Annotated in this window: 17 protein-coding genes, 1 tRNA gene and 3 pseudogenes; 11 read left to right on the forward strand and 10 right to left on the reverse strand. The window is 57.6% G+C overall.

Annotated features, from left to right (window positions below; genetic code table 11):
- Positions 1-22 precede the first annotated feature (22 nt).
- Both DTA24_RS25960 and DTA24_RS25965 read left to right on the forward strand, forming a co-directional pair.
- A complete protein-coding gene (locus tag DTA24_RS25960; protein ID WP_042946867.1) occupies positions 23-2,110 on the forward strand; it encodes a DUF1176 domain-containing protein in 2,088 nt (695 codons plus the stop codon).
- A gap of 115 nt (positions 2,111-2,225) precedes the next feature.
- A tRNA-Phe gene (locus DTA24_RS25965) sits at positions 2,226-2,301 on the forward strand.
- Between the two features lie 472 nt (positions 2,302-2,773).
- On the opposite strand, the gene DTA24_RS25980 is transcribed toward DTA24_RS25965, so the two are convergent.
- Positions 2,774-3,130: a PerC family transcriptional regulator gene (locus DTA24_RS25980; RefSeq protein ID WP_306431235.1), complete on the reverse strand. Its 357-nt coding sequence runs from the start codon at positions 3,128-3,130 to the stop codon at positions 2,774-2,776.
- A gap of 128 nt (positions 3,131-3,258) precedes the next feature.
- On the opposite strand from DTA24_RS25980, the pseudogene DTA24_RS28555 reads away from it, so the two are divergent.
- Positions 3,259-3,378: pseudogene (locus tag DTA24_RS28555) on the forward strand (hypothetical protein); the annotation flags it as partial.
- On the opposite strand, the gene DTA24_RS25985 reads toward DTA24_RS28555, so the two are convergent.
- Positions 3,376-3,942, reverse strand: a complete 567-nt coding sequence (locus DTA24_RS25985) for a helix-turn-helix transcriptional regulator (RefSeq protein ID WP_012969132.1) — start codon at positions 3,940-3,942, stop codon at positions 3,376-3,378. The pseudogene DTA24_RS28555 and the gene DTA24_RS25985 sit on opposite strands and share 3 nt — an antisense overlap.
- 632 nt (positions 3,943-4,574) lie before the next feature.
- Here DTA24_RS25985 and pgaA point away from each other — a divergent pair.
- The 4 genes from pgaA to pgaD are packed head-to-tail and all read left to right on the forward strand — an operon-like array spanning position 4,575 to position 10,816.
- Positions 4,575-7,022, forward strand: a complete 2,448-nt coding sequence (gene pgaA / locus DTA24_RS25990) for a poly-beta-1,6 N-acetyl-D-glucosamine export porin PgaA (protein WP_164481357.1) — start codon at positions 4,575-4,577, stop codon at positions 7,020-7,022.
- Positions 7,023-7,030: 8 nt separating this feature from the next.
- Positions 7,031-9,046, forward strand: a complete 2,016-nt coding sequence (gene pgaB / locus DTA24_RS25995; RefSeq protein WP_064160982.1) for a poly-beta-1,6-N-acetyl-D-glucosamine N-deacetylase PgaB — start codon at positions 7,031-7,033, stop codon at positions 9,044-9,046.
- Positions 9,039-10,367 (forward strand): poly-beta-1,6-N-acetyl-D-glucosamine synthase, encoded by a 1,329-nt coding sequence (gene pgaC, locus DTA24_RS26000; protein WP_008807230.1) that lies wholly within the window; start codon positions 9,039-9,041, stop codon positions 10,365-10,367. Before pgaB ends, pgaC begins: the two co-directional genes overlap by 8 nt.
- Positions 10,367-10,816, forward strand: coding sequence for a poly-beta-1,6-N-acetyl-D-glucosamine biosynthesis protein PgaD (pgaD, locus tag DTA24_RS26005; RefSeq protein WP_123837132.1), 450 nt, complete (start codon positions 10,367-10,369; stop codon positions 10,814-10,816). Before pgaC ends, pgaD begins: the two co-directional genes overlap by 1 nt.
- 46 nt (positions 10,817-10,862) lie before the next feature.
- Here the strand turns inward: pgaD and DTA24_RS26010 are convergent, their stop codons facing one another.
- Positions 10,863-11,648 carry a DsbA family protein gene (locus tag DTA24_RS26010; RefSeq protein WP_123837133.1) on the reverse strand — a complete coding sequence of 262 codons (786 nt, stop codon included), beginning with the start codon at positions 11,646-11,648 and terminating at the stop codon, positions 10,863-10,865.
- A 224-nt stretch (positions 11,649-11,872) separates the two neighbouring features.
- Here DTA24_RS26010 and DTA24_RS26020 point away from each other — a divergent pair, with 224 nt between their 5' ends.
- Complete coding sequence (locus DTA24_RS26020; protein WP_008807233.1) at positions 11,873-12,556, forward strand: TerC family protein; 684 nt, start codon at positions 11,873-11,875, stop codon at positions 12,554-12,556.
- Here the strand turns inward: DTA24_RS26020 and DTA24_RS28560 are convergent.
- A pseudogene (locus DTA24_RS28560) lies at positions 12,519-12,626 on the reverse strand (hypothetical protein); the annotation flags it as partial. The gene DTA24_RS26020 and the pseudogene DTA24_RS28560 overlap by 38 nt on opposite strands.
- Before the next feature lie 75 nt (positions 12,627-12,701).
- Here DTA24_RS28560 and cbpA point away from each other — a divergent pair.
- Complete coding sequence (gene cbpA / locus DTA24_RS26025; protein ID WP_123837134.1) at positions 12,702-13,619, forward strand: curved DNA-binding protein; 918 nt, start codon at positions 12,702-12,704, stop codon at positions 13,617-13,619.
- Positions 13,619-13,924 (forward strand): chaperone modulator CbpM, encoded by a 306-nt coding sequence (cbpM, locus tag DTA24_RS26030; protein WP_012543142.1) that lies wholly within the window; start codon positions 13,619-13,621, stop codon positions 13,922-13,924. The genes cbpA and cbpM overlap by 1 nt, the downstream gene beginning before the upstream one ends.
- Before the next feature lie 210 nt (positions 13,925-14,134).
- Here the strand turns inward: cbpM and DTA24_RS26035 are convergent, their stop codons facing one another.
- From DTA24_RS26035 to DTA24_RS26050, 5 genes and pseudogenes are all read right to left on the reverse strand, one after another.
- A complete protein-coding gene (locus tag DTA24_RS26035) occupies positions 14,135-14,506 on the reverse strand; it encodes a plasmid partitioning/stability family protein (protein WP_016160127.1) in 372 nt (123 codons plus the stop codon).
- Between the two features lie 9 nt (positions 14,507-14,515).
- Positions 14,516-15,472 carry a plasmid segregation protein ParM domain-containing protein gene (parM, locus tag DTA24_RS26040; RefSeq protein ID WP_004146678.1) on the reverse strand — a complete coding sequence of 319 codons (957 nt, stop codon included), beginning with the start codon at positions 15,470-15,472 and terminating at the stop codon, positions 14,516-14,518.
- Positions 15,473-15,610: 138 nt separating this feature from the next.
- Positions 15,611-15,742 (reverse strand): annotated as a pseudogene (locus DTA24_RS29135) (hypothetical protein).
- A 5-nt stretch (positions 15,743-15,747) separates the two neighbouring features.
- Positions 15,748-17,163 (reverse strand): melibiose:sodium transporter MelB, encoded by a 1,416-nt coding sequence (gene melB / locus DTA24_RS26045; protein ID WP_008807237.1) that lies wholly within the window; start codon positions 17,161-17,163, stop codon positions 15,748-15,750.
- Positions 17,164-17,256: 93 nt separating this feature from the next.
- Entirely contained in the window at positions 17,257-18,609 is a 1,353-nt protein-coding gene (locus tag DTA24_RS26050; RefSeq protein WP_012969136.1) for an alpha-glucosidase/alpha-galactosidase, read from the reverse strand.
- 239 nt (positions 18,610-18,848) lie between these two features.
- Between DTA24_RS26050 and melR the strand changes: the two genes are divergently transcribed.
- Positions 18,849-19,787: a transcriptional regulator MelR gene (melR, locus tag DTA24_RS26055; RefSeq protein WP_008807239.1), complete on the forward strand. Its 939-nt coding sequence runs from the start codon at positions 18,849-18,851 to the stop codon at positions 19,785-19,787.
- A 49-nt stretch (positions 19,788-19,836) separates the two neighbouring features.
- Here melR and proP read toward each other — a convergent pair whose 3' ends face one another.
- Positions 19,837-21,339: a glycine betaine/L-proline transporter ProP gene (gene proP / locus DTA24_RS26060; protein ID WP_008807240.1), complete on the reverse strand. Its 1,503-nt coding sequence runs from the start codon at positions 21,337-21,339 to the stop codon at positions 19,837-19,839.
- Positions 21,340-21,683: the final 344 nt, after the last annotated feature.

Genomic DNA, 21,683 nt, shown 5'->3' on the forward strand with positions numbered 1-21,683 from the left:
CTGATTGCTGACAGGGATTGATATGCGCGCGTTCTTCTGGGCTGCCTGGCTGGGGCTGTGCTCCACACCTCTGCTGGCGGCTCCCCTGCAAGGTTTTTCCTTTACGCAAAAAGACTGGGAGCTCGCCTGCGATAACACTGGCACCTGCCGGGCGGCGGGTTACGGCGTCCGCATGGGCGAGGTCAGCGTGCTGTTGACCCGCAACGCCGGCAGCGAACAGCGCCTCGCCGCCACGGCCACCTTTGCGCAAATCGAGCACGATATCCCCGCCGACTCCACCGCCAGCCTGCTGATCGACGACCGGGATCTTGGCGCGCTGGACGCCCAGGACGACAGCCACTTCCGTCTGGACAGCGATCAGACTGCCGCCCTGCTACAGGCCCTGGCGAATCAGCGCAAAATCGAATTCACCCTTAACGGCCAGCACCTGCCGCTTTCCAGCGCCGGCAGCCGCGAGGTACTGGGTAAAATGGATGCGTTTCAGCGACGCACCGGCACCGCCGACGCGCTGCTGGATAAAGGCGATGCCGGCGACGATGCCATTTTGCCAGCCACTGCCGCCCCGGAGATTATCGCCGCCCCGGTGATCCATAACGCGCAGCCGGTGGCGCTGAGCATACTTCAGCGCCAGAAGCTGCTGCCCTCCCTGACGCCGCTGCTGAACCAGCGCTGTGACGACTGGCAGAACCCGGCCATCCCGGCGGCAGAGCGCCAGATCACGCTGACCGCGCTGGATAAAACCCATTCTCTGGTGCAGGCGCTCTGCTGGCGAGCGCCCTATAACGACGGCTATGCGCTGTGGCTGGTCGATAACGCCCAGCTGAACAAGCCACGGTTGCTGACCACCGAGGCCTCGAGCTACGCCAACGGCACTATCGTCTTTTTGCACAAAGAACGGGGCATTGCCGACTGCCTAACCGGCGAAACCCGCGTCTGGGACGGTAAAACCTTTACCCCCAGCCTGAAGTACAGCACCGGTATGTGTCGGGAAATCACCCCCGGCGGCACCTGGATGCTGCCGACCTTTGTCAGCCAGGTGATCCCCAGGCAGCAGAAAGAGGCGGATAACCTCGCCCTGCGCACGCTGTATAACGCAGTGTTAAAAGCGCAAAAAAGCGATCCAGAATTGTCGCTGAATAAGGTCGCCGAGCAGTTTCCGTTAACCGGCCATATTACCGACTTCACGCTCACCTACGCCGATGACACCCTGGTTTCGACCAGCAAACCTTCCCCGGATATCAGCGATGACGAGTGGCAGGCGTTTCTGCGCTCCTCGATCAGCGCAGATTCAGAAAACGGTAAAGTCAGCTTTACCCTGATCGATCTCGACGGTGACGGCAAACGCGATCTGATCATCGACAGCTACGTGGGCGGCACCGGGCTCTTCAGCTACACCGGGGTGCTCCGGCGCGGCGATAATGACTTTGCCGCCGTCGACGGCAGCGACAGTGATAACGGCGATGATTTCGATGCCGGGGTGCCCGGCGCCCTCTTTTCTATCAATGGCCGCGGGGCTAACCAATGGAACCACTGGGTCAAAATCAACGGTCAGGTGTATGCCCTGTGGTACAACGGCCAGTTTGGCGAAGATAATCTCTACCTGCTGCGCCCGTTCAGCACTGCGAGCCAGACGCCCGCGGTGACGGTTCGCTATCGCTATACGCTGAACAGCATCCGCTCCCCGGAGAAAGACCAGCCGTTAACCCCACCCCTCAGCGACAGCGATAAAGCGGATCTGCTGCGTTCGCTGGAGGTCATGCAGGGCAGCCTGCTGAAAGACAAACCCGTCAGCGACAACGATGCGCCGATCTGCCCCATCCCACCGGGCACCTCCGCCGACGAGGCGGATAACTACTACAGCGGCGTCGCCATCAACTATATCTATGAGACAGTGGCCTATATTCCGGTCTGGCTGAACGGGAAGTGCTATATCGGCACTATTTTTAGCCACCATGGCGCCTATCGCCACGGCGTGGATGCGGAAATTACGCTGAGCTCCCCGCGCGAGGATGAAGAGGTCATTGGCGATTATATTATCTCCGGGTTGCGCCACGTAATCGCCATTACCAGCGGCTGGAAAACCCGCGAGGGTGATAACGGCATGCAGTGAAGTTAAGCCAAAACGCGCCTTTGAACGCAGAATTGCCGCAAAGATAAGCAATCGATAAGTAATTTAAGAAATTTGGTTGACGGGGTGGGCGGATTACGGTTTAATGCGCCCCGTTGCCCGGATAGCTCAGTCGGTAGAGCAGGGGATTGAAAATCCCCGTGTCCTTGGTTCGATTCCGAGTCCGGGCACCACTATTTAAAGAACCCGCCCAAAAGGCGGGTTTTTGCTTTTCTGCATCCGGACTCTTCATCGAACTCCGTTCGATTATTCGCCGCACAGCGGCTCACCCCTTCGGGGCCAGCGCGACAAGCGCGCTGTTCAACGCCTGCGGCGTTAGTCCGAGTCCGGGCACCACTATTTAAAGAACCCGCCCAAAAGGCGGGTTTTTGCTTTTCTGCATCCGGACTCTTCATCGAACTCCACTCTATGATCCCCTACCCGGCGGCGCTGCGCTTGCGCGGGCCTACGCTGTTTGAGCCTGCGGGGGGACCCGTAGGCCGGATAAGGCATTTATGCCGCCATCCGGCACAACCGCAGGTACGGCGTCTGATGTGTATCGCCCGGTGGCACTGTGCTTGCGCGTGCCTACGCTGTTTGAGCCTGCGGGGGGACCCGTAGGCCGGATAAGACGAAGACGTCAGGCAAACGCCATGAAGAAAGGGATTACTCGGCGGCCGTTTTCCCTTTGCCGGGCAGCCTGAACGCTTCGCCATAGGGCTTCGCGATACCCATGCGATATTGTGTCTCTTTGGCCGCCTGGTGGAGGTCGGCAAACTCCTCTTTCGGCGCTTGCGGACGTTGCGCCTTTTTCAGACACTGATTACGATGGTGACGGATCCACTCTCTGTCATCATCGTTCAGGCAGCGCTGCATCACCTCAATCCATCTGGATGCCGCCCGACGGTAGAGCCCACTCGCCTCTAACCGTTCAGCAATACTGTCCCTTATTCTCATCCACCTCGCTCCTCTGATGCTTTCACGATATCCCATGGTATTCCGACACCTGGGCCGGAATACCATGGTAGAGTTAATTTATGACAAAACTATTCCTGTGCAGCGCAAGGAATATATTCATTATAATAATCGCTGTGCATAGCAAACCGCATTCGCGGTAATTACTTCCAAAGAGCTCCGGAATTATATGTCGAATGCCGCCATGGATACCGGATGGTATCGACGGTTGTACCTATCAATAGCTATTTAATTTATTATATTTCCGTTATCAAATACCTTGCGATGTCATCTACTCCCTGTACAACCAAGCCTCATGGCGACCTAACGGAGTGCTCCAGCAGTTTATTTCTGAAGATAAATAAGCAGGCTTCATTAAAATTATCTAACCCCAGTCGCTCATAAAGCGCAGTGCGCTTCCGGTAAAGGCTTTTTACCGAGGTATTCAGATTCACCGCCACCTCCTCCATGGTCATACCCGCCCCAAGCAAACGTAGCATTAACTGTTCAGACAAACTTAAGCGCAGATCGTCAAACCACTCTTTGGTCAGCCGCTTGCTCTTCATCTCCAGAAAAAGCCCAAATAATGTCGCCATATCGGCGGGTGATAATGACATGTTTAAAAACGATTTCAGACTCAGTAAATGCTCTTCCCGATGGCGCATATCGAGGACGATACAACATATTCGCTTTCTGGATTGTGCCGCCTCCATCACCAGGTAATCGTAATGACAAAGCGGCGAACGGCTATCAACCAGCAGAGAGACCTCATCAACCTCATTATCTAAAATCGTTTTTCCGCTAGAATCTAACTGAATGATATCAGGAAAGAAATTCTTAACCCCTTGAAAAAGATAGTAATCCTGAGTAACCAATATCATTGAAGTTGCCACAAATCGTCCCTTTAACATTTAATCAACAAATTCTCGTCAACCAGACGTTTTCCTTCCCCCTTTGGACGCTTCGCATGGCGGTAAAAATAACGAGACCTGTGATTTTTCATTAGCGCGGCATCTGACTCTGGCTGTGAAAACCCTCCTTGCGTTCTGATGGAAAATAAACGGATTAATTATAAATAAAAAAAATCCACAGAAAAGATGCTTTTTTTGGCATTAAGAATTTTTGTCAGAAATCATCTTAAATATCCAGTAAAAACCACCAACCTCTTCACAATATAAGCAGCACATCAATTTTGAAACAAAATTCCAACCCTCTCTCTTTTTTATTTATTTCAGTAAGTTAAAGAAACCAACTTCAACAACGCCGCTCGAATTAAGTCGATTTTACAGAATTATCTTAAAACGCAGCTCATCATTTATCCATATTTATCCGCTGCCGTATCGGGTATAAATTATCCATTCAATTATCAACAGGAGATATGTTTATTAGTTTGCAATAAGTCATTCACCCGCAGTGCCAGTCAGCTAAATGGGACCATCCTCATCCTTTAACTCACCGTCAAAGGACGGTCGTGTTGTGCAATGGATTCTTGATGAACATATGGCAAATAGAAATGGAAAGATCACCTTATTCAAATACGTTATTGTTTAATCGCAACACGAAACTCTCGCTGTCAATCGGCTTGCTTTTGCTCTTCCCGGCGCTGGTTCAGGGAGCAGATTCGCTCTATGACCAGCAGATCCTGCAAGCGCGTCAAGGCCAGTACGCCCCCTTTCTCTCTTATCTTCAGCAGTACCAGCTGCGGCATGCCTTAACCCCTTCTCAGGTGGCGGACTGGCTGCAGGTAGCTCTCTGGGCCGGCCAGGACGATGAAGTGGTGAAAGTCTGGCGACGCTATCAGGTTTATATGCCGCTTCCCGCACGCGGTACCGCCGCGGCGGCACAGGCCCTGCGTAACCAGAAACAGTGGCAAGCCTCGCTCACCCTCTGGCAGCAGGCTCTCAGCCAGGCCCCTGACAGTGACGATTATCGTATCGGCTATATCAAAACGCTGGCCGATGCCCGCAAGGACGGCGAGGCGCTCAGCGAAGCGCGTCGCCTGGTAGCGGAGCAGGCGAGCGTTGCGCACCTGCAGACCCTCTCTTATGTCTACCTGCGGCTTGGCAAAAGCTGGGACCAGCTGTTGGTGGACACGCAGATCCTCGATCGTGAGCCGCAAAACAAAGCCGCGCTGGCCAGCCTGATGGCGACCCTGACCCGCAACCGGATCGATTCCCCTGCTCTCGGCCTGGCGAATAGCGTCGAACTGACGCCTGCGGAAAAGCGCAATCTGCAGTTGAACGCCGCCGCCGAACTGGTGCGCCTTGCCGATACCCCTTCCCGCGAAGAAAACGCGCGTTACGCGCTGGCCCGCACGGCGCTCACGCAGTATGACGCGATGATTGCCGCCTGGCACCCCGACCCACAGGCTGCGCCCGACATCATCCGGGCGCGCGTTGATCGTCTGGGTGCGCTGTACGCCAATGCAGATTACGCGCAGGTCATCCGTGAATACCAAAATCTCATCGCGCAGCAGCAGACCGTTCCCGACTGGGCCATCGGCTGGGTCATCTCCTCTTATATCGCCCTTAAGCAAATTGAGCCTGCGCTGACGCTTATTCACCAGCATCCCTCGTGGCTGACAAGCCAACAGAATGAGGAACACGAGCTTTTCTACGCCCTGCTGGACACCGGTCAGTACCCGGCGGCGCAACAGTATGTCGCCCGCCTCACCCGGAATGCACCCTACATCCGTCGTCTCTACGGTTCGCCGACGCCGCAGCCGAATGACGACTGGCTCACCGCACAGTCGCTTAACGTGCACTATTTAGCGGCCACCAACGCCCTGCCGCAGGCCGAAGCCCGGATGCAGCGCCTGGCGGCAACGGCCCCCGGCAATCAGGGCCTGCAGATAGATTATGCCGCCCTTCTGCAGGACAGAGGGCTACCGCGAGCCGCCGAAAGCCAGCTAAAAGCAGCGGAATCTCTGGAACCCGCCAGCCTGCAGCTGGAGCGCCAGCAGGCCTGGGTCGCCCTCGATCTGCAGGAGTGGCGGCAAATGGATCTGCTGACTGACGACATCGTCGCCCGCTCGCCACGGGATCTGAATACCCAGCGCCTGGCCAGAGCGCGCGAGGTCCATCATCTTTCCGAACTTCGCCTGAGCGTTGGCAAAGGGCTGCACTCCGACAACCCGGTGAGCGGCACCCACGACCTCAGTTTTGAGACGGCGATCTACAGCCCGCCGCTAGCCGACAGCTGGCGGTTGTTCGGCGGGCACCGCTTCGCTGAAGGCAATTTTGAAGAGGGGAAAGGCAGCCGTCGCCAGCTGTTCGCCGGCGTTGAATGGCGCCCGCGCGACTACTGGGGCGAGCTTGAACTCTCCAGCGTCAATTTTCACGGCGAGAACAAGCCCGGCGTCCGCCTTTCCGCCGCCCACGACGTCAGCGATCGCTGGCAGCTGGGCGGCGAACTGGAGCGGATTTCGCAGCAGACTCCGCTGCGCGCGTTACGCAACGGCGTCAGCGCCAACCGCGGCGAAGGCTGGCTGCGCTGGTATCAAAACGAACGCCGGGAATACCGCGTCAGCATGGCCGCCAGCCGGTTTACCGATCGCAACCGCCGCCAGGAGTACACCCTCGCCGGTAAAGAGCGCCTCTGGCAGACGCCGTGGTTAACGCTGGATCTGCAGCCCGGTCTGTCGGCCAGCGCCAATAGCCGCACCGACACCGCCTACTACAGTCCGGCACGGGACCTCGCCGCCACCGCGGCGCTGGCCGTCGATCACACGCTTTACCAGCGCTATGACACCGTCTGGAGCCAGCAGCTGCTCGCCGGCGGCGGCAGCTACTGGCAAAAAAATCACGCCGCCGGGGCGATCACGGTGCTGAGCTATGGGCAGCGCCTGCGCTGGAACAACGTCGTCGACACCGGGGTGATGCTGAACTGGGACAAACGCCCCTACGACGGTAAACGCGAAAACAACCTCGCCATCACTCTTGATGCAAATATACGGTTTTAAGGATGACCATGCTGAACACGACCCTGCGCAACGGCCTGATGCTTCTCGTCTGGCTGTGCCTTATCTTCAGCGTGCGTGCTGAGGAAGTCCCCTTCCTCGCCCCGCAGCAGCGCCCCCAACCGGAGGCCAATCAACCCTGGCCGGCGGATCGCTTTCTGGTGCTGGCCTACCATGACGTGGAAGACGATGCCGCCGACCAGCGTTATCTTTCAGTGCGCACCAGTGCGCTCAACGAGCAGATCGCCTGGCTGCTGGATCACGGCTACCATGCGGTGAGCGTTCAGGACATTCTGGATGCGAACCAAGGACTTAAGCCACTGCCACCTAAGGCTTTTCTTCTCAGCTTCGACGATGGCTATAGCAGCTTTTACACCCGCGTCTGGCCGCTACTTAAAGCCTGGAATGTTCCGGCGCTGTGGGCGCCGGTGGGCAGCTGGGTGGACACTCCCGCTGACCAGCCCGTTAATTTTGGCGGCCTGATGACGCCGCGCGAGCGCTTCGCTACCTGGGAGATGGTGCGCGAGCTCAGCCGCTCGCCGCTGGTGGAGATCGGCGCGCACACCTGGGCCTCGCACTACGGTCTGCCGGCCAATCCGCAGGGCAGCCGCGAGCCCGCCGCCGCCAACCGCGGCTGGGATAAAACCACCGGCCGCTATGAAAGCGACGCGCAGTTTACCCGGCGCATGGCCGATGACGTGCAGAAAGTGACGGCGAAAATCCACGAGGTCGCCGGGAAAGCGCCGCGCGCCTGGGTGTGGCCCTATGGCGCCGCCAGCGGCAGCACCCTGGCTATCGCCAAACAGCAGGGGTATCAGCTGGCGTTTACGCTGAACGACGGCCTGGGCAATGTGAAAGATCTGGACAATATTCCGCGCATGCTGATCGCCGGTAACCCGTCGATCAAGGCCTTTGCCAACGCCGTAACCCAGATTCAGGAAGCCGATCCTGTTCGGGTGATGCATGTGGATCTGGACTATGTCTATGACCCCAATCCCGTCCAGCAGGCGAAAAATATCGATAAGCTGGTGCAGCGCGTCTATGACATGAAAATCAGCCATGTCTTTCTGCAGGCCTTTTCCGACCCGCAGGGCGACGGCACGGTCAAGTCGCTCTATTTCCCCAACCGCTGGCTGCCGATGCGCGCCGACCTGTTTAACTTCGTCTCCTGGCAGTTGCAGACCCGCGGCGGGGTGAAGGTCTATGCCTGGATGCCGGTGCTGGCCTTCGATCTCTCGTCCGATCTGCCGCGCGTTCAGCGCTGGGATCCGCAAACCGGGAAGGCGTTACTTGCCCGCCAGCCGTACGTTCGCCTGTCGCCCTGGGATCCCCGGGTTCGCCAGCAGATCACCGACATCTACGAAGATCTGGCCCGGCACGCCAGCTTCAGCGGGATTCTGTTTCACGATGACGCCGTGCTGACCGATTTTGAAGACGTGAGCCCGGAGGCGGTCGCCGCCTGGCGGCAGACGGGTCTGGGGCACGATGCCGGCCCGGTGCCCCAACGTCCGCAAGAGCGCCAGGCATGGATGCGTTTCAAAAGCCAAACCCTGACCCGCTTCACTCTGGATCTACGCCAGGCGGTGCAGGCCATCCGCGGCCCGCAGGTGAAAACGGCGCGTAATCTCTTCGCCCTGCCGATCCTGGAGCCGCAGAGCGAAGCCTGGTTCGCGCAGAATCTGGATGACTTCCTTGCCGCCTATGACTGGACGGTACCCATGGCGATGCCGCTGATGGAGTCCGTACCGATTGACGCCAGCCAGGCCTGGCTGACGCGGCTGGTCCAGGCCGTCGCCAGCCACCCGGGCGCGCTGAAGAAAACCATCTTTGAACTGCAGGCCCGAGACTGGAACCGACGCCAGCAAAACGCCATTCCCGACCAGCAGCTGGCGGACTGGATGCGTTTGCTGCGGCTGAACGGCGTCAAAAACTACGGCTACTACCCTGACGATTTTATTAACAACCAGCCTGATATCTCCCGTATCAGGCCGCAATTTTCTTCCTGGTGGTACCCTGACCATGACTGATCGCATCATCGCATTGTGTATTTTATGCCTCGTATTCGGGCTGCCGTTAGGTGTCGCAGCGGTATTTACCGGCGAGCTTATCCTCGACTTTGTCTTTTTCTGGCCGCTGTTTATGTCAGTGCTGTGGATCACCGGGGGCCTTTATTTCTGGTTTCAGCTGGAACGCCACTGGCCGTGGGGGGAGGATACCCCGCCGCCGACGCTGCCGGGCAATCCGCTGATTTCGATCCTGATCCCTTGTTTTAACGAGGAGAAAAACGCTCGGGAAACCATCAGCGCGGCGCTGGCCCAGCGTTACGCCAATCTCGAAGTGATCGCCATTAACGACGGCTCTTCGGACAACACCGCCCAGGTGCTCCAGCAGCTGGCGCAGGAGGAGCCGAGGCTGCGGGTGATCCACCTTGCCGCCAATCAGGGAAAAGCGGTAGCGCTCAAAGCAGGCGCCGCCGCCGCCCGCGGCGATCTGCTGGTCTGCATCGATGGCGACGCCCTGCTGGACCGGGATACCGCGGCCTGGCTGGTCGCGCCGTTGATCCACTATCCGCACGTCGGGGCGGTCACCGGCAATCCGCGGATCCGCACCCGATCCACGCTGATCGGCCGCATTCAGGTGGGTGAGTTTTCGTCGATCATTGGGCTTATCAAGCGGACGCAGCGGATCTATGGCCGGGTCTTTACCGTCTCCGGTGTGATTGCCGCCTTCCGGCGCCAGGCGCTGGCGGACGTCGGCTACTGGAGCCCGGATATGATCACCGAAGATATTGATATCAGCTGGAAGCTTCAGCTCCGCCACTGGGACATCTTTTTCGAGCCGCGGGCGCTGTGCTGGATCCTGATGCCGGAGACCCTCAAAGGGTTATGGAAGCAGCGTCTGCGCTGGGCGCAGGGCGGCGCGGAGGTTTTTCTGGTCAACCTCCGTCGCCTGTTTCACTGGGAGCATCATCGGATGTGGCCGCTGTTTCTGGAGTATGCCTGCTCCACGCTGTGGGCCTTTGCCTACGCGGTTACCATTCTGCTGTTTATCCTCAGCCGCCTGATGCCGCTGCCTGACAATCTGGCGGTGCACAGCCTGTTTCCGCCGGAGTTCACCGGCATGCTGCTTGGCGTGATGTGCCTGCTGCAGTTCGTCGCCAGTCTGTATATCGAGCGACGCTACGAGAAAAAAGTCGCCAAATCACTGTTCTGGGTGATCTGGTTCCCGATGGTCTACTGGATGATCGGCCTGCTGACCACGCTGGTCGCTTTTCCGAAAGTGATGGTGAAACGTCAACGTTCCCGCGCGCGCTGGGTGAGTCCGGACCGGGGAAAAGGAAGCCTGTGATGAATGAAAATACGCTCATCTTAACCGAACACCGTGTGCTGCCCCGGCTGGTCGACGCCGGTTTAACGCTGCTGGCCTGGCTCGGTTTTCTGTTCTTTCTGTACACCAATTTGCTGATGCAGTTCATCGCGCCGCCCTCTCCGCGCTGGGAGTCGCTGATGGCTTCACTGAATACGGCGCTGGTGTATCTGCTGATTGCCGCACTGAACGGCTGGCTGTTGATCCTCTGGTATCATTACAACCGGCGCCGCGCTCGCACCCGGCATCATACCGCGGTGCTCACCCTGCGACATGATGAGCTGGCGAGCAGCTTTAACGTTGCGCCGCAGATTATCTCGGAGATGAGCCGCTATAATTTGCTCACCGTTTACCACGATCAAATCGGGCAGATTATTGATTTAAAAAGCCACGCGTTACCGCCGCCGCAGGAAGAGAGCGATCGCGCATGAGAGCAAGGCCGCCGTCGGCGGCCTGTATGGGTTACGACGCCGTGGATCAGCCGCCGGCTTTTTTGATGGCGGCTTCCAGCGAGGCCTGATCCGCCAACCCCGGGAAGACGGTGATGCTGGCTTCCGTGGCGCCGGTGGTCGGCATCACGATCACGCCCGGCGTGCCGCTCAGACCAATCTCCTGCGCCAGATCGTTAATGCTCTGCAGCACCGGTTCGACGTCGGTGACCTTCTTCGCATCAAAGCCGGCTTTCTTCGCCTGCTGCTGGATATCCGCCGTCGTCAGCTTACCTTCGTTATGGCCGGTAGCGTAAATCCCGTTATGGTAGGCCAGATAGGCATCCGCCCCTTTCTGCTGATAGATCTGCAGGCCGGTTTTTGCCGCCTCCAGCGAGCTTTCCCAGCGGCCGCCGAAAATCGGCCACTCTTTAAAGGCGAAACGGGTCTGCGGGTGCGCTTTAATCACCTGCTCCATCACCGGCGCCAGACGGCTGCAGTACACGCACTGGTAGTCGAAGAATTCGATCACCGTGACTTTGCCGTTGGCCGGGCCGTAGGTCGGGGTATTTTTATCCTGGGTCAATACATCCGCGTTTTTCAGCACTGCCTGAGTGGCCGCGCTGGCCTGCTGTTCAGCCTGTATTTGCTGCAATTTCTGGCTCGCCTGCAGGAGGACTTCCGGGTGGGCGACCAGGTAGTCGGCGGCGATTTTGCCGATTTTCGCCTCCTGTTCCGGGGTGAAAGTCGCCGGCGAGTCAGCGGCAGAGGCCATCGCCGGCAGTAAGACAGCGCTCAGCAGGGCGACAGAGAGGTATTTCTTGTGGCCAGACATAGTGGGGATCCTTGCGATAAGTGAACGGCAGGTGAGCCTGGGTGACAAAATATCACCCTTTTTCGCCGAAGCCTTGCCCAACGGCGCGTTGATTCGTAACTTTATTTTTCAGGCACGCTTTTCCCGCGCGACGGCGTGGGTCTGCGTCAGTGGTCAATGCGCCCCAGGCGGAGTACCCTGCGCAGCGGTTTTTCTTGCTCTTTTTTCAGGTGGTTTCTCTCGAAATGAATGCGTTACTCCAACAATGGGACATGGCGGTGATTATGCTGCAGATTGTCGCCATCGATTTACTGCTGGGCGGCGATAACGCCGTGGTGATAGCCATGGCTTGCCGCAAACTGCCGCCACAAAAGCGCACCAAAGCGATCATCATCGGTACCGTGGGGGCGATCCTGGCGCGCGTGCTGCTGCTGGCGCTCGCCCTGTATCTCCTGTCGCTGCCGTGGCTGAAAATAGTCGGCGCGTTGCTCCTGCTGTGGATTGGTATGAAGCTGGTGAGTAATGAGGAAGAAGAGAGCGAGGTCGGCAGCTCCGCGAGCCTGTGGCGCACCGCGATCACCATCACCGTCGCCGATGTGATCATGTCGCTGGATAATGTGTTGGCGGTCGCTGCGGCGGGGAAAGGGCACATTGCGCTGGTCGCCCTCGGCGTGGCGATCAGCATTCCGATTATCGTCGCGGGCAGTAAACTGGTCCTGGTCCTGCTCACCCGCTTTCCCGCCGTGGTGCTGTTGGGCGGAATGCTCATCGGCTGGATTGCCGGCTCAATGCTGGTCAGCGATCCCACCATTCAGCAACTGTTTCCCGCCGCCGGGGACGGCACCGCGCGCGTGGCTGGCGCCGTCGGCGCGCTGCTGGTGCTGTTTGAAGGATGGCGCCGCCGCCCACGGCCGCAGGCGAAAGAGTAGCCTCGCCCACGACGCCGCCGACCCCGACGGCGTCAAGTTTCCGCCACTTTTCTTCCCCTTCAGGGCGCATTTGCCCTACGCTTTATACTGACGCCTGTTCCAGGGAATATGTAACCACCGCACTGAGCATAGATGAGATAAAATCATGGAATTGAAGGATTATTATGCCATTCTCGGGGTGCAACCAACCGACGATCTGAAAACTATCAAGACCGCCTACCGCCGCCTGGCGCGCAAATATCACCCCGACGTCAGTAAAGAAAGCGATGCCGAAGCCAAATTCAAGGATCTCGCCGAAGCCTGGGAAGTCCTGAAAGATGAGCAGCGGCGCGCCGAATACGATCAGCTCTGGCAGCATCGCAACGATCCCGGCTTCGGTCGCCAGCAGCAGACACACGAGCAGAGCTACAGCCAGCAAGATTTCGACGACATATTCTCCTCCATGTTTGGCCAGCAGGCGCATCAGCGTCGCCGTCAGCATGCCGCACGCGGCCACGATCTGGAGATCGAAGTGGCGGTGTTCCTTGAAGAGACGCTGGCCGAGCAGACCCGCACCATCAGCTATAACCTGCCGGTGTACAACGTGTTTGGCATGATCGAAAGTGAAACGCCGAAAATGCTGAATGTGAAGATCCCCGCCGGGGTAGTCGATGGTCAGCGTATCCGTCTGAAAGGCCAGGGAACGCCGGGCGAAAACGGCGGCCCGAACGGCGATCTGTGGCTGGTTATCCACATCGCTCCGCATCCGCTATTCGATATTGTCGGCCATAACCTGGAGATCGTCCTGCCGCTGGCGCCATGGGAGGCCGCGCTGGGTGCGAAAGTCACGGTGCCCACCCTGAAAGAGAGCATTCTGCTGACGGTGCCGCCGGGCAGTCAGGCAGGGCAGCGACTGCGTATCAAGGGCAAAGGGCTGGTGAGCAAAACCCACACTGGCGATTTGTTCGCCGTCATCAAAGTTGTCATGCCGCCAAAACCAGATGAAAAAGCGCGTGAGCTCTGGCAACAATTGGCCGCCGCCGAAGCCAGCTTCGATCCGCGTAAGACATGGGGGAAAGCCTGATGGCTACAGTAACAGTGACGTTTACCATTACCGAATTGTGCCTGCGTACCGGGGTATCGGAAGAGGAGCTGACGGAGATCGTCGGCTTGGGGATGATTGAACCGCACCAGCCGCAGGCGGAAACCTGGCTATTCGACGACAGCGCGGTGACGATTGTCCATCGCGCGGTGCGCCTGCGTAACGAGCTGGAGCTGGACTGGCCGGGGATCGCGGTGGCGCTGACCCTGCTGGATGAGAACGCGCGGCTGACCCGCGAAAATCGCCTGCTGCAGCAGCGCCTGGCCCGCTTCCTCGCCCACGGATAGGGGCGACATCCCGGGTGGCAGCGTTCCGCCTTCGTGCCGGATGGCGGCTACGCCTTATCCAGCCGACAAACTAAGCACAGCGCAAGCCGGGGAATTTCCCGGGTCGCGGCGTTCCGCCTTACCCGGGCTACCGGACAGTGCAAACAGTAGCCCGGCTAAGCGCAGCGCAAGCCGGGGAGTTTCCCGGATAGCGCAAACCGGGAATAGCGCTTAATCCGGTAACGAACCGGCGAGATTACGCGCGGAGACGCTCTCGCTGACCGGCGCGGGCGGCTCCGGCGCCTTAGCTGGAGCCGCCGCTGGCGCGGATGCCGGGGCGGAAGAGGCCGGCTGGATCTCAAGGAACGAAGCCAGCATCTTACGCAGCGTTTCCGGTTTAGTATCTTCCGCCAGCAGCGCCGCCAGCATCGACGGCAAGCGGCTATCAACTTCCCCTAACGCCAGCCCCGCCAGCAGCGCCGTACGCGACATATCGCCGCGGTCGCCACGGTGGTGGGCCTCAATTTTTGCGTCCGCGAAGCGCTCGCTGGCGCTGATATCCGGGCGCAGGTAAATCAGCACTTTTCTGCGATCCAGAGTCATAGACGCTCCTTAGCCAATAATTTTCAGACCACGCACCAGGGCAAACTGCGGCTCTTCAGCCACCACGAAACGGTCCTCGCGCAGCCCCATACGTTCACGAATCGCATCGGCCACCAGCGGCGCGCCGCCGCCAATCACGATGGCGTGCGAATAGCCTTTAAAGCTATCAATCGCCGTCAGGACGCGGGTGGTCAGACGTTCAATGCTGTTATTGATCACCTTCTTCACCTCAGAAACCGCATCCGGATCGTTGATGTTGTCGGTCAGGTATTCTTCGTCGTGGCGGTTGATGATTATCTGGTCAACGTTATAGCTGGAAGTGTCGGTATTCGCCCGGGCCAGCGCCAGCTTAACGGCATCGGTCACCAGCGATACACCCAGCTTCGGATCGCCGTAAATGCGCGAAACCGAGGTCATCTGCCCGGCGACCATTGAAATATCCAGCGTGGTGCCGCCAAGGTCGATAATCAGCACCGAATGCGACGGTTTCAGTTCATCGCACAGGCTGATCCCCGCCGGAATGGATTCCGGACGCACGGTAACTTTCGTGATATTGAACACCACGCCTTTGTTCAGTTTAACGTCGCGCAGCAGGCTCTTTTTCTTGCGCTCAATATTGTCGAGGCGATATTGCGCATCTTCGTCGTAAAATTCGGTCAGCGGCAGGGTGACCACAATCTCGACATCCTGCGGCTCAAGACCGCTGGTCAGCAGCGCGTGATGGACAGCGATGGAGTTCAACGGGCTATATTGCCAGTCAATGTTATTGGTGGGGAGCGCATCGGGAGTGATCAGGTCGAATGAGTACTTTTCATCATCCACGGTGTAGTTAAAAGGCTTCCCGGAACCGAAGGTGGCAGACCAGCCGCGTTTGAAACTGTTGGGGCTGATATGGGTGAAAGTTTCGCCATCTTGCTCCCACAGCATTTTGATATTGGTTGAACCATCATCGATAAAAATGCGCATCGCATTGCTCCATCACTGAGACAAATAAGAGAAAAATGTAAGACCCCAAAAGAGTAGCAAGAGTTAAAAAGCCGCGCAAGTGCACGAAAAAGAGACAATTCCGAGTTTTATTTGAGAAAAAATGGAGAAACGAACAATTCAATGCGCCCTGAAAGAGAAATAACTGAGACAAAATAGAGAAATACAGTTTCTCTCTTTCTGTCTGTTTCAGACACTGTTCTTGTACAAAAAGAGAGCATCCCTCCCCTCTTTCCTCAGCGGTTTTCGCACGCTTTTTACACCTGGTTGGGTACCACAATCGGCCGTTCCGGCTCGACGACATTTTCCGGTACCCGGCGATATTTATCCAGCAGGTGAATCTGAATACGGCGCAACATATCGCCATTCAGTTTGTAATAACGGAAATAGAGAAACAGCGTCAGGGCGAAAAAGAGCGTCGGCAGCGCAATCATAATCGCCTGCATCCCCAGCAGCGTGTGAGATGACTGCACAACATTCGGCACGTAGCCGATGATACCGAGCACGATGGCAATAAACCAGGCCGCAAACGCCGAGCCCGCTTTCACCACCAGCGTCTGTACCGAGTAGGCGATGCTTTCGCAGCGGATATTCATCGTATATTCGCCGTAGTCGACGGTATCGGCCACCATAATAACCTGCAGCACCCAGAACAGCGCGGTGCCGATATTCAACAGCACCCCGGCCAGCGAAATCAGCGCGATGTTGTAAACGCCGCTCAGCGCCATCAGCAACAGCACGCCGCAGCCCAGCACGGGCATGATCGAAGCACCCGCCCACAGAATGCGCCGCGACAGCCCTTTCACCAGTCGTGGGAACAGGATCAGCGTCAGCAAATTCGCCGCCCCCGCGTAGGACATGTAGTACGGGAACATCTCCGCGCTGCCAATCACGTAGGTAAAGTAATAAATGGCAAAGCCAGCGATAATGTTCGCCGCCGTGTTATAGGCCAGCGCCATGCCTAACAGGCAGGCCAGCTGATCGTTTTTATAGATGAGCGCCACCATCTGGCGCAGTGAAAGATGGCTGGAATCCTCGCTCACGCCGCTATCCGAGGAGTAAACCTCATGCACGTTACGCAGGGTGACCAGGGTGGAAATCACAAAGAAGGCAATCAGCACCAGGGTAAACATCTGGAAACCGAAACCGCGGTCGGCGCCGCCCACGGCGCTGACAAACGGCAGCGTGACGCCGGCCGTCACAAACCCAGCAAGGCTGGCGAAAAAGCGCGGGTAAGGCACCAGTTGTTCACGTTCACGTTTATCGAGGGTAATGGTCGGCACCAGCGACCAGAACGGCACATCCATGATGGTATAGGTGAAGCCCCACAGCAGATAGGTCAGCCACACCCACGCCAGTAGGGCCCCGCCGCTGAAGTGATGGGCGCTGAACAGCATATACAGCACCACCGAGTTGGTTATCGTGCCGATCAGGATCCACGGTTTGAACTTCCCCCATCGCGATCGCGTGCAGTTGACGATCCATCCCATGATCGGATCGGCTATCGCATCGAGGATCCTTGCCACCAGGAACAAGGTGCCGACTACCCCAACCGACAGGCCAACAATATCGGTGTAGTAATACATCAGATACATGTAGACGATACCGATAGCGAAATCTTTACCAAAGGCACCAAATCCGTAGCTGAGCTTTGTTGTCATTGAAATACTCATAGGGTACAGGTCGCTGTCGCCAGCGCCTCCTTCAGCGTTTGATAGAGCGTGACAGGCACCGCCGGGTTCGTTGCCCCCGGCGGCATGAGAGGATTAACGGTGCAGCCAGGCCGGCAGCCAGTCGCCGTGGCTGGCGATCAGATCGTCCACCAGCGCGTAGATCTCTTCGATCCCCAGCACCGCGGCGGTGTGCGGATCCATCATCGTGGCGTAATAGACGTAATCCCGGTCTTCGTTGAGGATCGCCTGCGTCAGCAGCGTTTGTACGTTGATGTTGGTCTGCATCAGCGCCGCCAGATGCGCCGGCAGCGCGCCCACTTTGGTCGGCTGAATACCGTTGGCGTCCACCAGGCAAGCCACTTCCACGCAGCAACCCTGCGGCAGGTTGTCGATGAGATTATCGTTGCGCACATTGCCGTACACCACGCTTGGCTCGCCGGTCCAGATGGCGTTCATGATGGTGCTGGCATACTCGCGGGATGGTTTCACCTCTATGCGCTCGCCGCGCTGATAGCTCTCCAGCTCCTGATGCCAGTTGGCCAGCTGCTCGACGCAGCGTTTAGGGTATTCATCCAGCGGCACTTTATAGCGAGCAATAAGGTCATCGCGGCCCGGCTTGATAAACCATGGCGTATATTCCGCGAAATGCTCCGACGATTCGGTGACAAAGTAGCCCAGCTTTTTGAACATTTCGTAGCGGACGATGTTTTCGCAACGCGGGTTGCCGTGCAGGTTAGGCTTCGGCGCCCGGCCCTCGGCGTAGGCCTGCAGCAGGTCGGGATAGAGACTGACGTAGCTGCCATCCGCGAGCTTTTTCTCCAGCGACAGATAGAACGCCATATGGTTGATTCCCGCGCAGCGGTAGCGTAAATCCGCCGGATCGAGATCGAGGTCGCGCGCCAGCTCTTCCGCCGTCCCCTGTACCGAATGGCAGAGGCCAACCTGCTTGATATGCGGATAGCGGGCGTACATGGCCCAGGTATTCATCGCCATCGGGTTGACGTAGTTAAGCAGGGTGGCGTCCGGGCAGACCTCGGTCATATCGTCGCAGATAGCCCACAGGTGCGGGATGGTGCGCAGCGCGCGCATAATGCCTCCCGGCCCCAGCGTATCGGCAATGGTCTGCTCCAGGCCGTGGCGCTTGCAGACGGTAAAATCGGTGACCGTACAGGGCTCATAGCCGCCAATCTGGAAAGCGACCACAACGAAATCGGCACCCTGCAGGGCGGTTTTACGATCGCGATGGCAGCTGATTTCGCCGTTCGCGCCCACCGAATCCATCAGCTTGCGCACCACGATATGCGACTCTTCCAGCCGGGTTTCATCGATATCCATCAGCGCGATATGCGCCGATTTCAGCGCCGGGCGCTGGAAAACATCACCGAGAATATTTTTGACGAACACCGTCGAACCGGCGCCGATAAAAGTAATTTTTGGGGCGGTCATCACGCACTCTCCATCAGGTCATTGAACACTTGCAGAGTGGCACGTCGTTCAGCGTTACGCTGCCCTGTTCCCGCCGGAGCATTCCCGTAAACTCAGATCGGCCATTAAGCGCCACAAAATCTGAGTTTTTGGCAATAGATCGACTTAAAAGGAGAGAAAACGGGCCGGTTATTCCGCTAAGCTGTAGTCAGTTCTGGCGAAAAATGCAGCCACTCTGACAATCCAGGAATAGGTTAATCATGGAACACCGCTTTACTTCCCTGCCCCCCGATCCCTTTATGTGCAGCAGCGACGAAAAGCAGAGCCGCAGCCCGCTGGCGCTCTACTCCGAGTATCAGCGTATGGATATCGAACTGCGCCCGCCGCACGCCATGCCCACCAGCCACTGGCACGGCCAGGTGGAGGTCAACGTGCCGTTCGATGGCGACGTGGAGTATTTGATTAATAACGAAGTGGTGCGCATTGAGAAAGGCTATATCACCCTGTTCTGGGCCTGTACGCCGCATCAGCTGACCCGCCCCGGCGATTGCCAGCAGATGGCGATATTCAACCTGCCGATGCATCTGTTTCTGTCGTGGCCGTTGGACAGGGAGCTTATCAACCACGTCACCCATGGAATGGTAATTAAGTCCCTCGCCGCGCAGCAGTTAAGCGCCTTTGAAGTGCGCCGCTGGCAGCAGGAGCTGAACCACGACAATGAACAGATTCGCCAGCTGGCGATCGATGAAATCGCCCTGATGCTCAAGCGGCTGAGCCTCTCCGGCTGGCAGCCGATTCTGGTCAACAAAACCTCGCGCACCCACAAGAATAGCGTCTCGCGCCACGCGCAGTTTTATGTCAGCCAGATGCTGGAGTTTATCGCCGCCCACTATGACCAGGCGCTGACCGTCAATGCCGTTGCCGAGCACGTGAAGCTTAACCCGAACTACGCGATGGGGGTCTTTCAGCGGGTGATGCAGCAGACCATGAAGCAGTATATTACCGCCATGCGGATCAACCATGTGCGGGCGCTGCTGAGCGATACCGACAAGACCATCCTGGATATTGCCCTTACCGCCGGTTTTCGCTCAAGCAGCCGCTTCTACAGCACCTTTACCCGCTACGTGGGCATGCCGCCGCAGCAGTACCGTAAACTTAGCCAGCAGCGACGTCACGGGCTGGCCTTGCCGGAGGCATAAAAAATGCCGCCGGGGTCTCCCCAGGCGGCATGATTAACAGTGAAAACGGTTAGTCGTTGATACGCGGATGCTGCTGCACCAGACGCGACCGTTTTGCCTGCAGATCGGCGATCTCCTGATCGATATCTTCGATTTTTTGTTCGATGTTATCGTAGTGCTCGCCAAGGATTTCTTTCGCTTCCTGGATATCCGACGCCGCCGGGGTCGCCCCTTTCAGCGGGCGGTTAGCCGTCTCTTTCATCGACAGACCCGTCGCCATCCCCACCACCGCGATGACCATCAGGTAGTACGCCGGCATCATCAGGTTCTGAGTGGTTTCCACCAGCCACGCTGCCAGGGTTGGCGTCAGACCAGCAACCAGCACCGAGATGTTAAAGGCGCTGGCCAGGGCGCTGAAGCGGATGTGCGTCGGGAACATCGCCGGCAACGAGGAGGCCATCACCCCGATAAAGCAGTTCAGCACGACCGCCAGCAGCAGCAGACCAGCGAAAATCAGGCCAATCACGTTGCTGTTAATCATAATGAAGGCCGGGATCGCCAGGGCAAACAGCGCCACGCTACCAATCAGGATGAACGGACGACGGCCAAAGCGGTCGCTGAGCATACCGATAACCGGCTGCACAAACAGCATCCCGACCATGATGGCGATGATGATCAGCACCCCATGATCTTCCGAGTAGTGCAGGTTATGCGACAGGTAGCTCGGCATATAGGTCAGCAGCATGTAATAGGTCACGTTGGTGGAAATCACCAGACCAATACAGGTCAGCAGGCTACGCCAGTGCTTGGTGGCAATCTCTTTAAAAGAGACCTTCGGCCCGTCCTGCAGTCCTTCACGGTCGCCCTGCTCCATGGTGTCCACATGCTGCTGGAACGCCGGGGTCTCTTCCAGCGCATGGCGCAGATAGAGACCGATGATGCCTAACGGCAGCGCCAGGAAGAACGGGATACGCCAACCCCAGTCGAGAAAGTTCTGTTCCCCCACCACGCTGGAGATGAGAACCACCACGCCGGCCCCCATCACAAACCCGGCGATGGAGCCAAAGTCCAGCCAGCTGCCCATAAAGCCGCGTTTACGGTCAGGAGAATATTCCGCGACGAAGATCGATGCCCCGGTATATTCACCGCCGACCGAGAAGCCTTGCGCCATTTTACACAGCAGCAGCAGGATCGGCGCCCAGATGCCTATCGTGGCATACGACGGAATCAGGCCGATACAGAAAGTACTTATCGACATGATCACGATGGTTATTGCGAGGATTTTCTGCCGACCATATTTATCGCCCAACATCCCGAAAAACAGGCCGCCTAACGGACGAATTAAAAATGGAACGGAGAAGGTACCCAGTGCGGCAATCATCTGCACGCTTGGGTTGGCATCGGGGAAGAAGACTTTACCTAAGGCGTAGGCCACAAAGCCATAGACGCCGAAATCGAACCACTCCATCGCGTTACCCAGGGAGGCCGCGGTGATCGCCTTTTTCAGTTTACCATCATCGATGATGGTCACATCCTTAAGGGTGATGGGCTTTATTTTTTTCCTTTTAAGCATATTTTTCCTCTGCTACTCCGCCTTGAGTACACGCATCATCGCCGAATGACAAGGCCATTCGTATCGTGCGTCAGGAGCGGTGAATTGCTGTGCTCCTCATTTCAAGCGTAGCAGGTTTGCCTGCACTGTCTGCTGACAGAATGTACAACCGAACCTGTTGACGCCTGCTCTGGCTACTGGTGAATAAATAGAGCGGCCGATCGTGATACCTGATGAAATTGACCTGCTCCCCTTTTTTACCCTAACAGCGTTTATATCTGCGATCAACTTCACATAAATTTACCGCCCTATTACAGAGTGTCCGAAAATAAATAAGTTCATTTTACTGGCTGCTCGCAAAAATT

This window comes from Klebsiella sp. P1CD1, assembly GCF_003790505.1.
Taxonomy (GTDB): domain Bacteria; phylum Pseudomonadota; class Gammaproteobacteria; order Enterobacterales; family Enterobacteriaceae; genus Klebsiella; species Klebsiella variicola.

Coding starts and splice junctions, on each gene's coding strand:
- DTA24_RS25960 (WP_042946867.1), top strand. CDS start 23: ATGCGCGCGTTCTTCTGGGCTGCCTGGCTGGGGCTGTGCTCCACACCT.
- DTA24_RS25980 (WP_306431235.1), bottom strand. CDS start 3,130: ATGGTATTCCGGCCCAGGTGTCGGAATACCATGGGATATCGTGAAAGC.
- DTA24_RS25985 (WP_012969132.1), bottom strand. CDS start 3,942: ATGATATTGGTTACTCAGGATTACTATCTTTTTCAAGGGGTTAAGAAT.
- pgaA (WP_164481357.1), top strand. CDS start 4,575: ATGGAAAGATCACCTTATTCAAATACGTTATTGTTTAATCGCAACACG.
- pgaB (WP_064160982.1), top strand. CDS start 7,031: ATGCTGAACACGACCCTGCGCAACGGCCTGATGCTTCTCGTCTGGCTG.
- pgaC (WP_008807230.1), top strand. CDS start 9,039: ATGACTGATCGCATCATCGCATTGTGTATTTTATGCCTCGTATTCGGG.
- pgaD (WP_123837132.1), top strand. CDS start 10,367: ATGAATGAAAATACGCTCATCTTAACCGAACACCGTGTGCTGCCCCGG.
- DTA24_RS26010 (WP_123837133.1), bottom strand. CDS start 11,648: ATGTCTGGCCACAAGAAATACCTCTCTGTCGCCCTGCTGAGCGCTGTC.
- DTA24_RS26020 (WP_008807233.1), top strand. CDS start 11,873: ATGAATGCGTTACTCCAACAATGGGACATGGCGGTGATTATGCTGCAG.
- cbpA (WP_123837134.1), top strand. CDS start 12,702: ATGGAATTGAAGGATTATTATGCCATTCTCGGGGTGCAACCAACCGAC.
- cbpM (WP_012543142.1), top strand. CDS start 13,619: ATGGCTACAGTAACAGTGACGTTTACCATTACCGAATTGTGCCTGCGT.
- DTA24_RS26035 (WP_016160127.1), bottom strand. CDS start 14,506: ATGACTCTGGATCGCAGAAAAGTGCTGATTTACCTGCGCCCGGATATC.
- parM (WP_004146678.1), bottom strand. CDS start 15,472: ATGCGCATTTTTATCGATGATGGTTCAACCAATATCAAAATGCTGTGG.
- melB (WP_008807237.1), bottom strand. CDS start 17,163: ATGAGTATTTCAATGACAACAAAGCTCAGCTACGGATTTGGTGCCTTT.
- DTA24_RS26050 (WP_012969136.1), bottom strand. CDS start 18,609: ATGACCGCCCCAAAAATTACTTTTATCGGCGCCGGTTCGACGGTGTTC.
- melR (WP_008807239.1), top strand. CDS start 18,849: ATGGAACACCGCTTTACTTCCCTGCCCCCCGATCCCTTTATGTGCAGC.
- proP (WP_008807240.1), bottom strand. CDS start 21,339: ATGCTTAAAAGGAAAAAAATAAAGCCCATCACCCTTAAGGATGTGACC.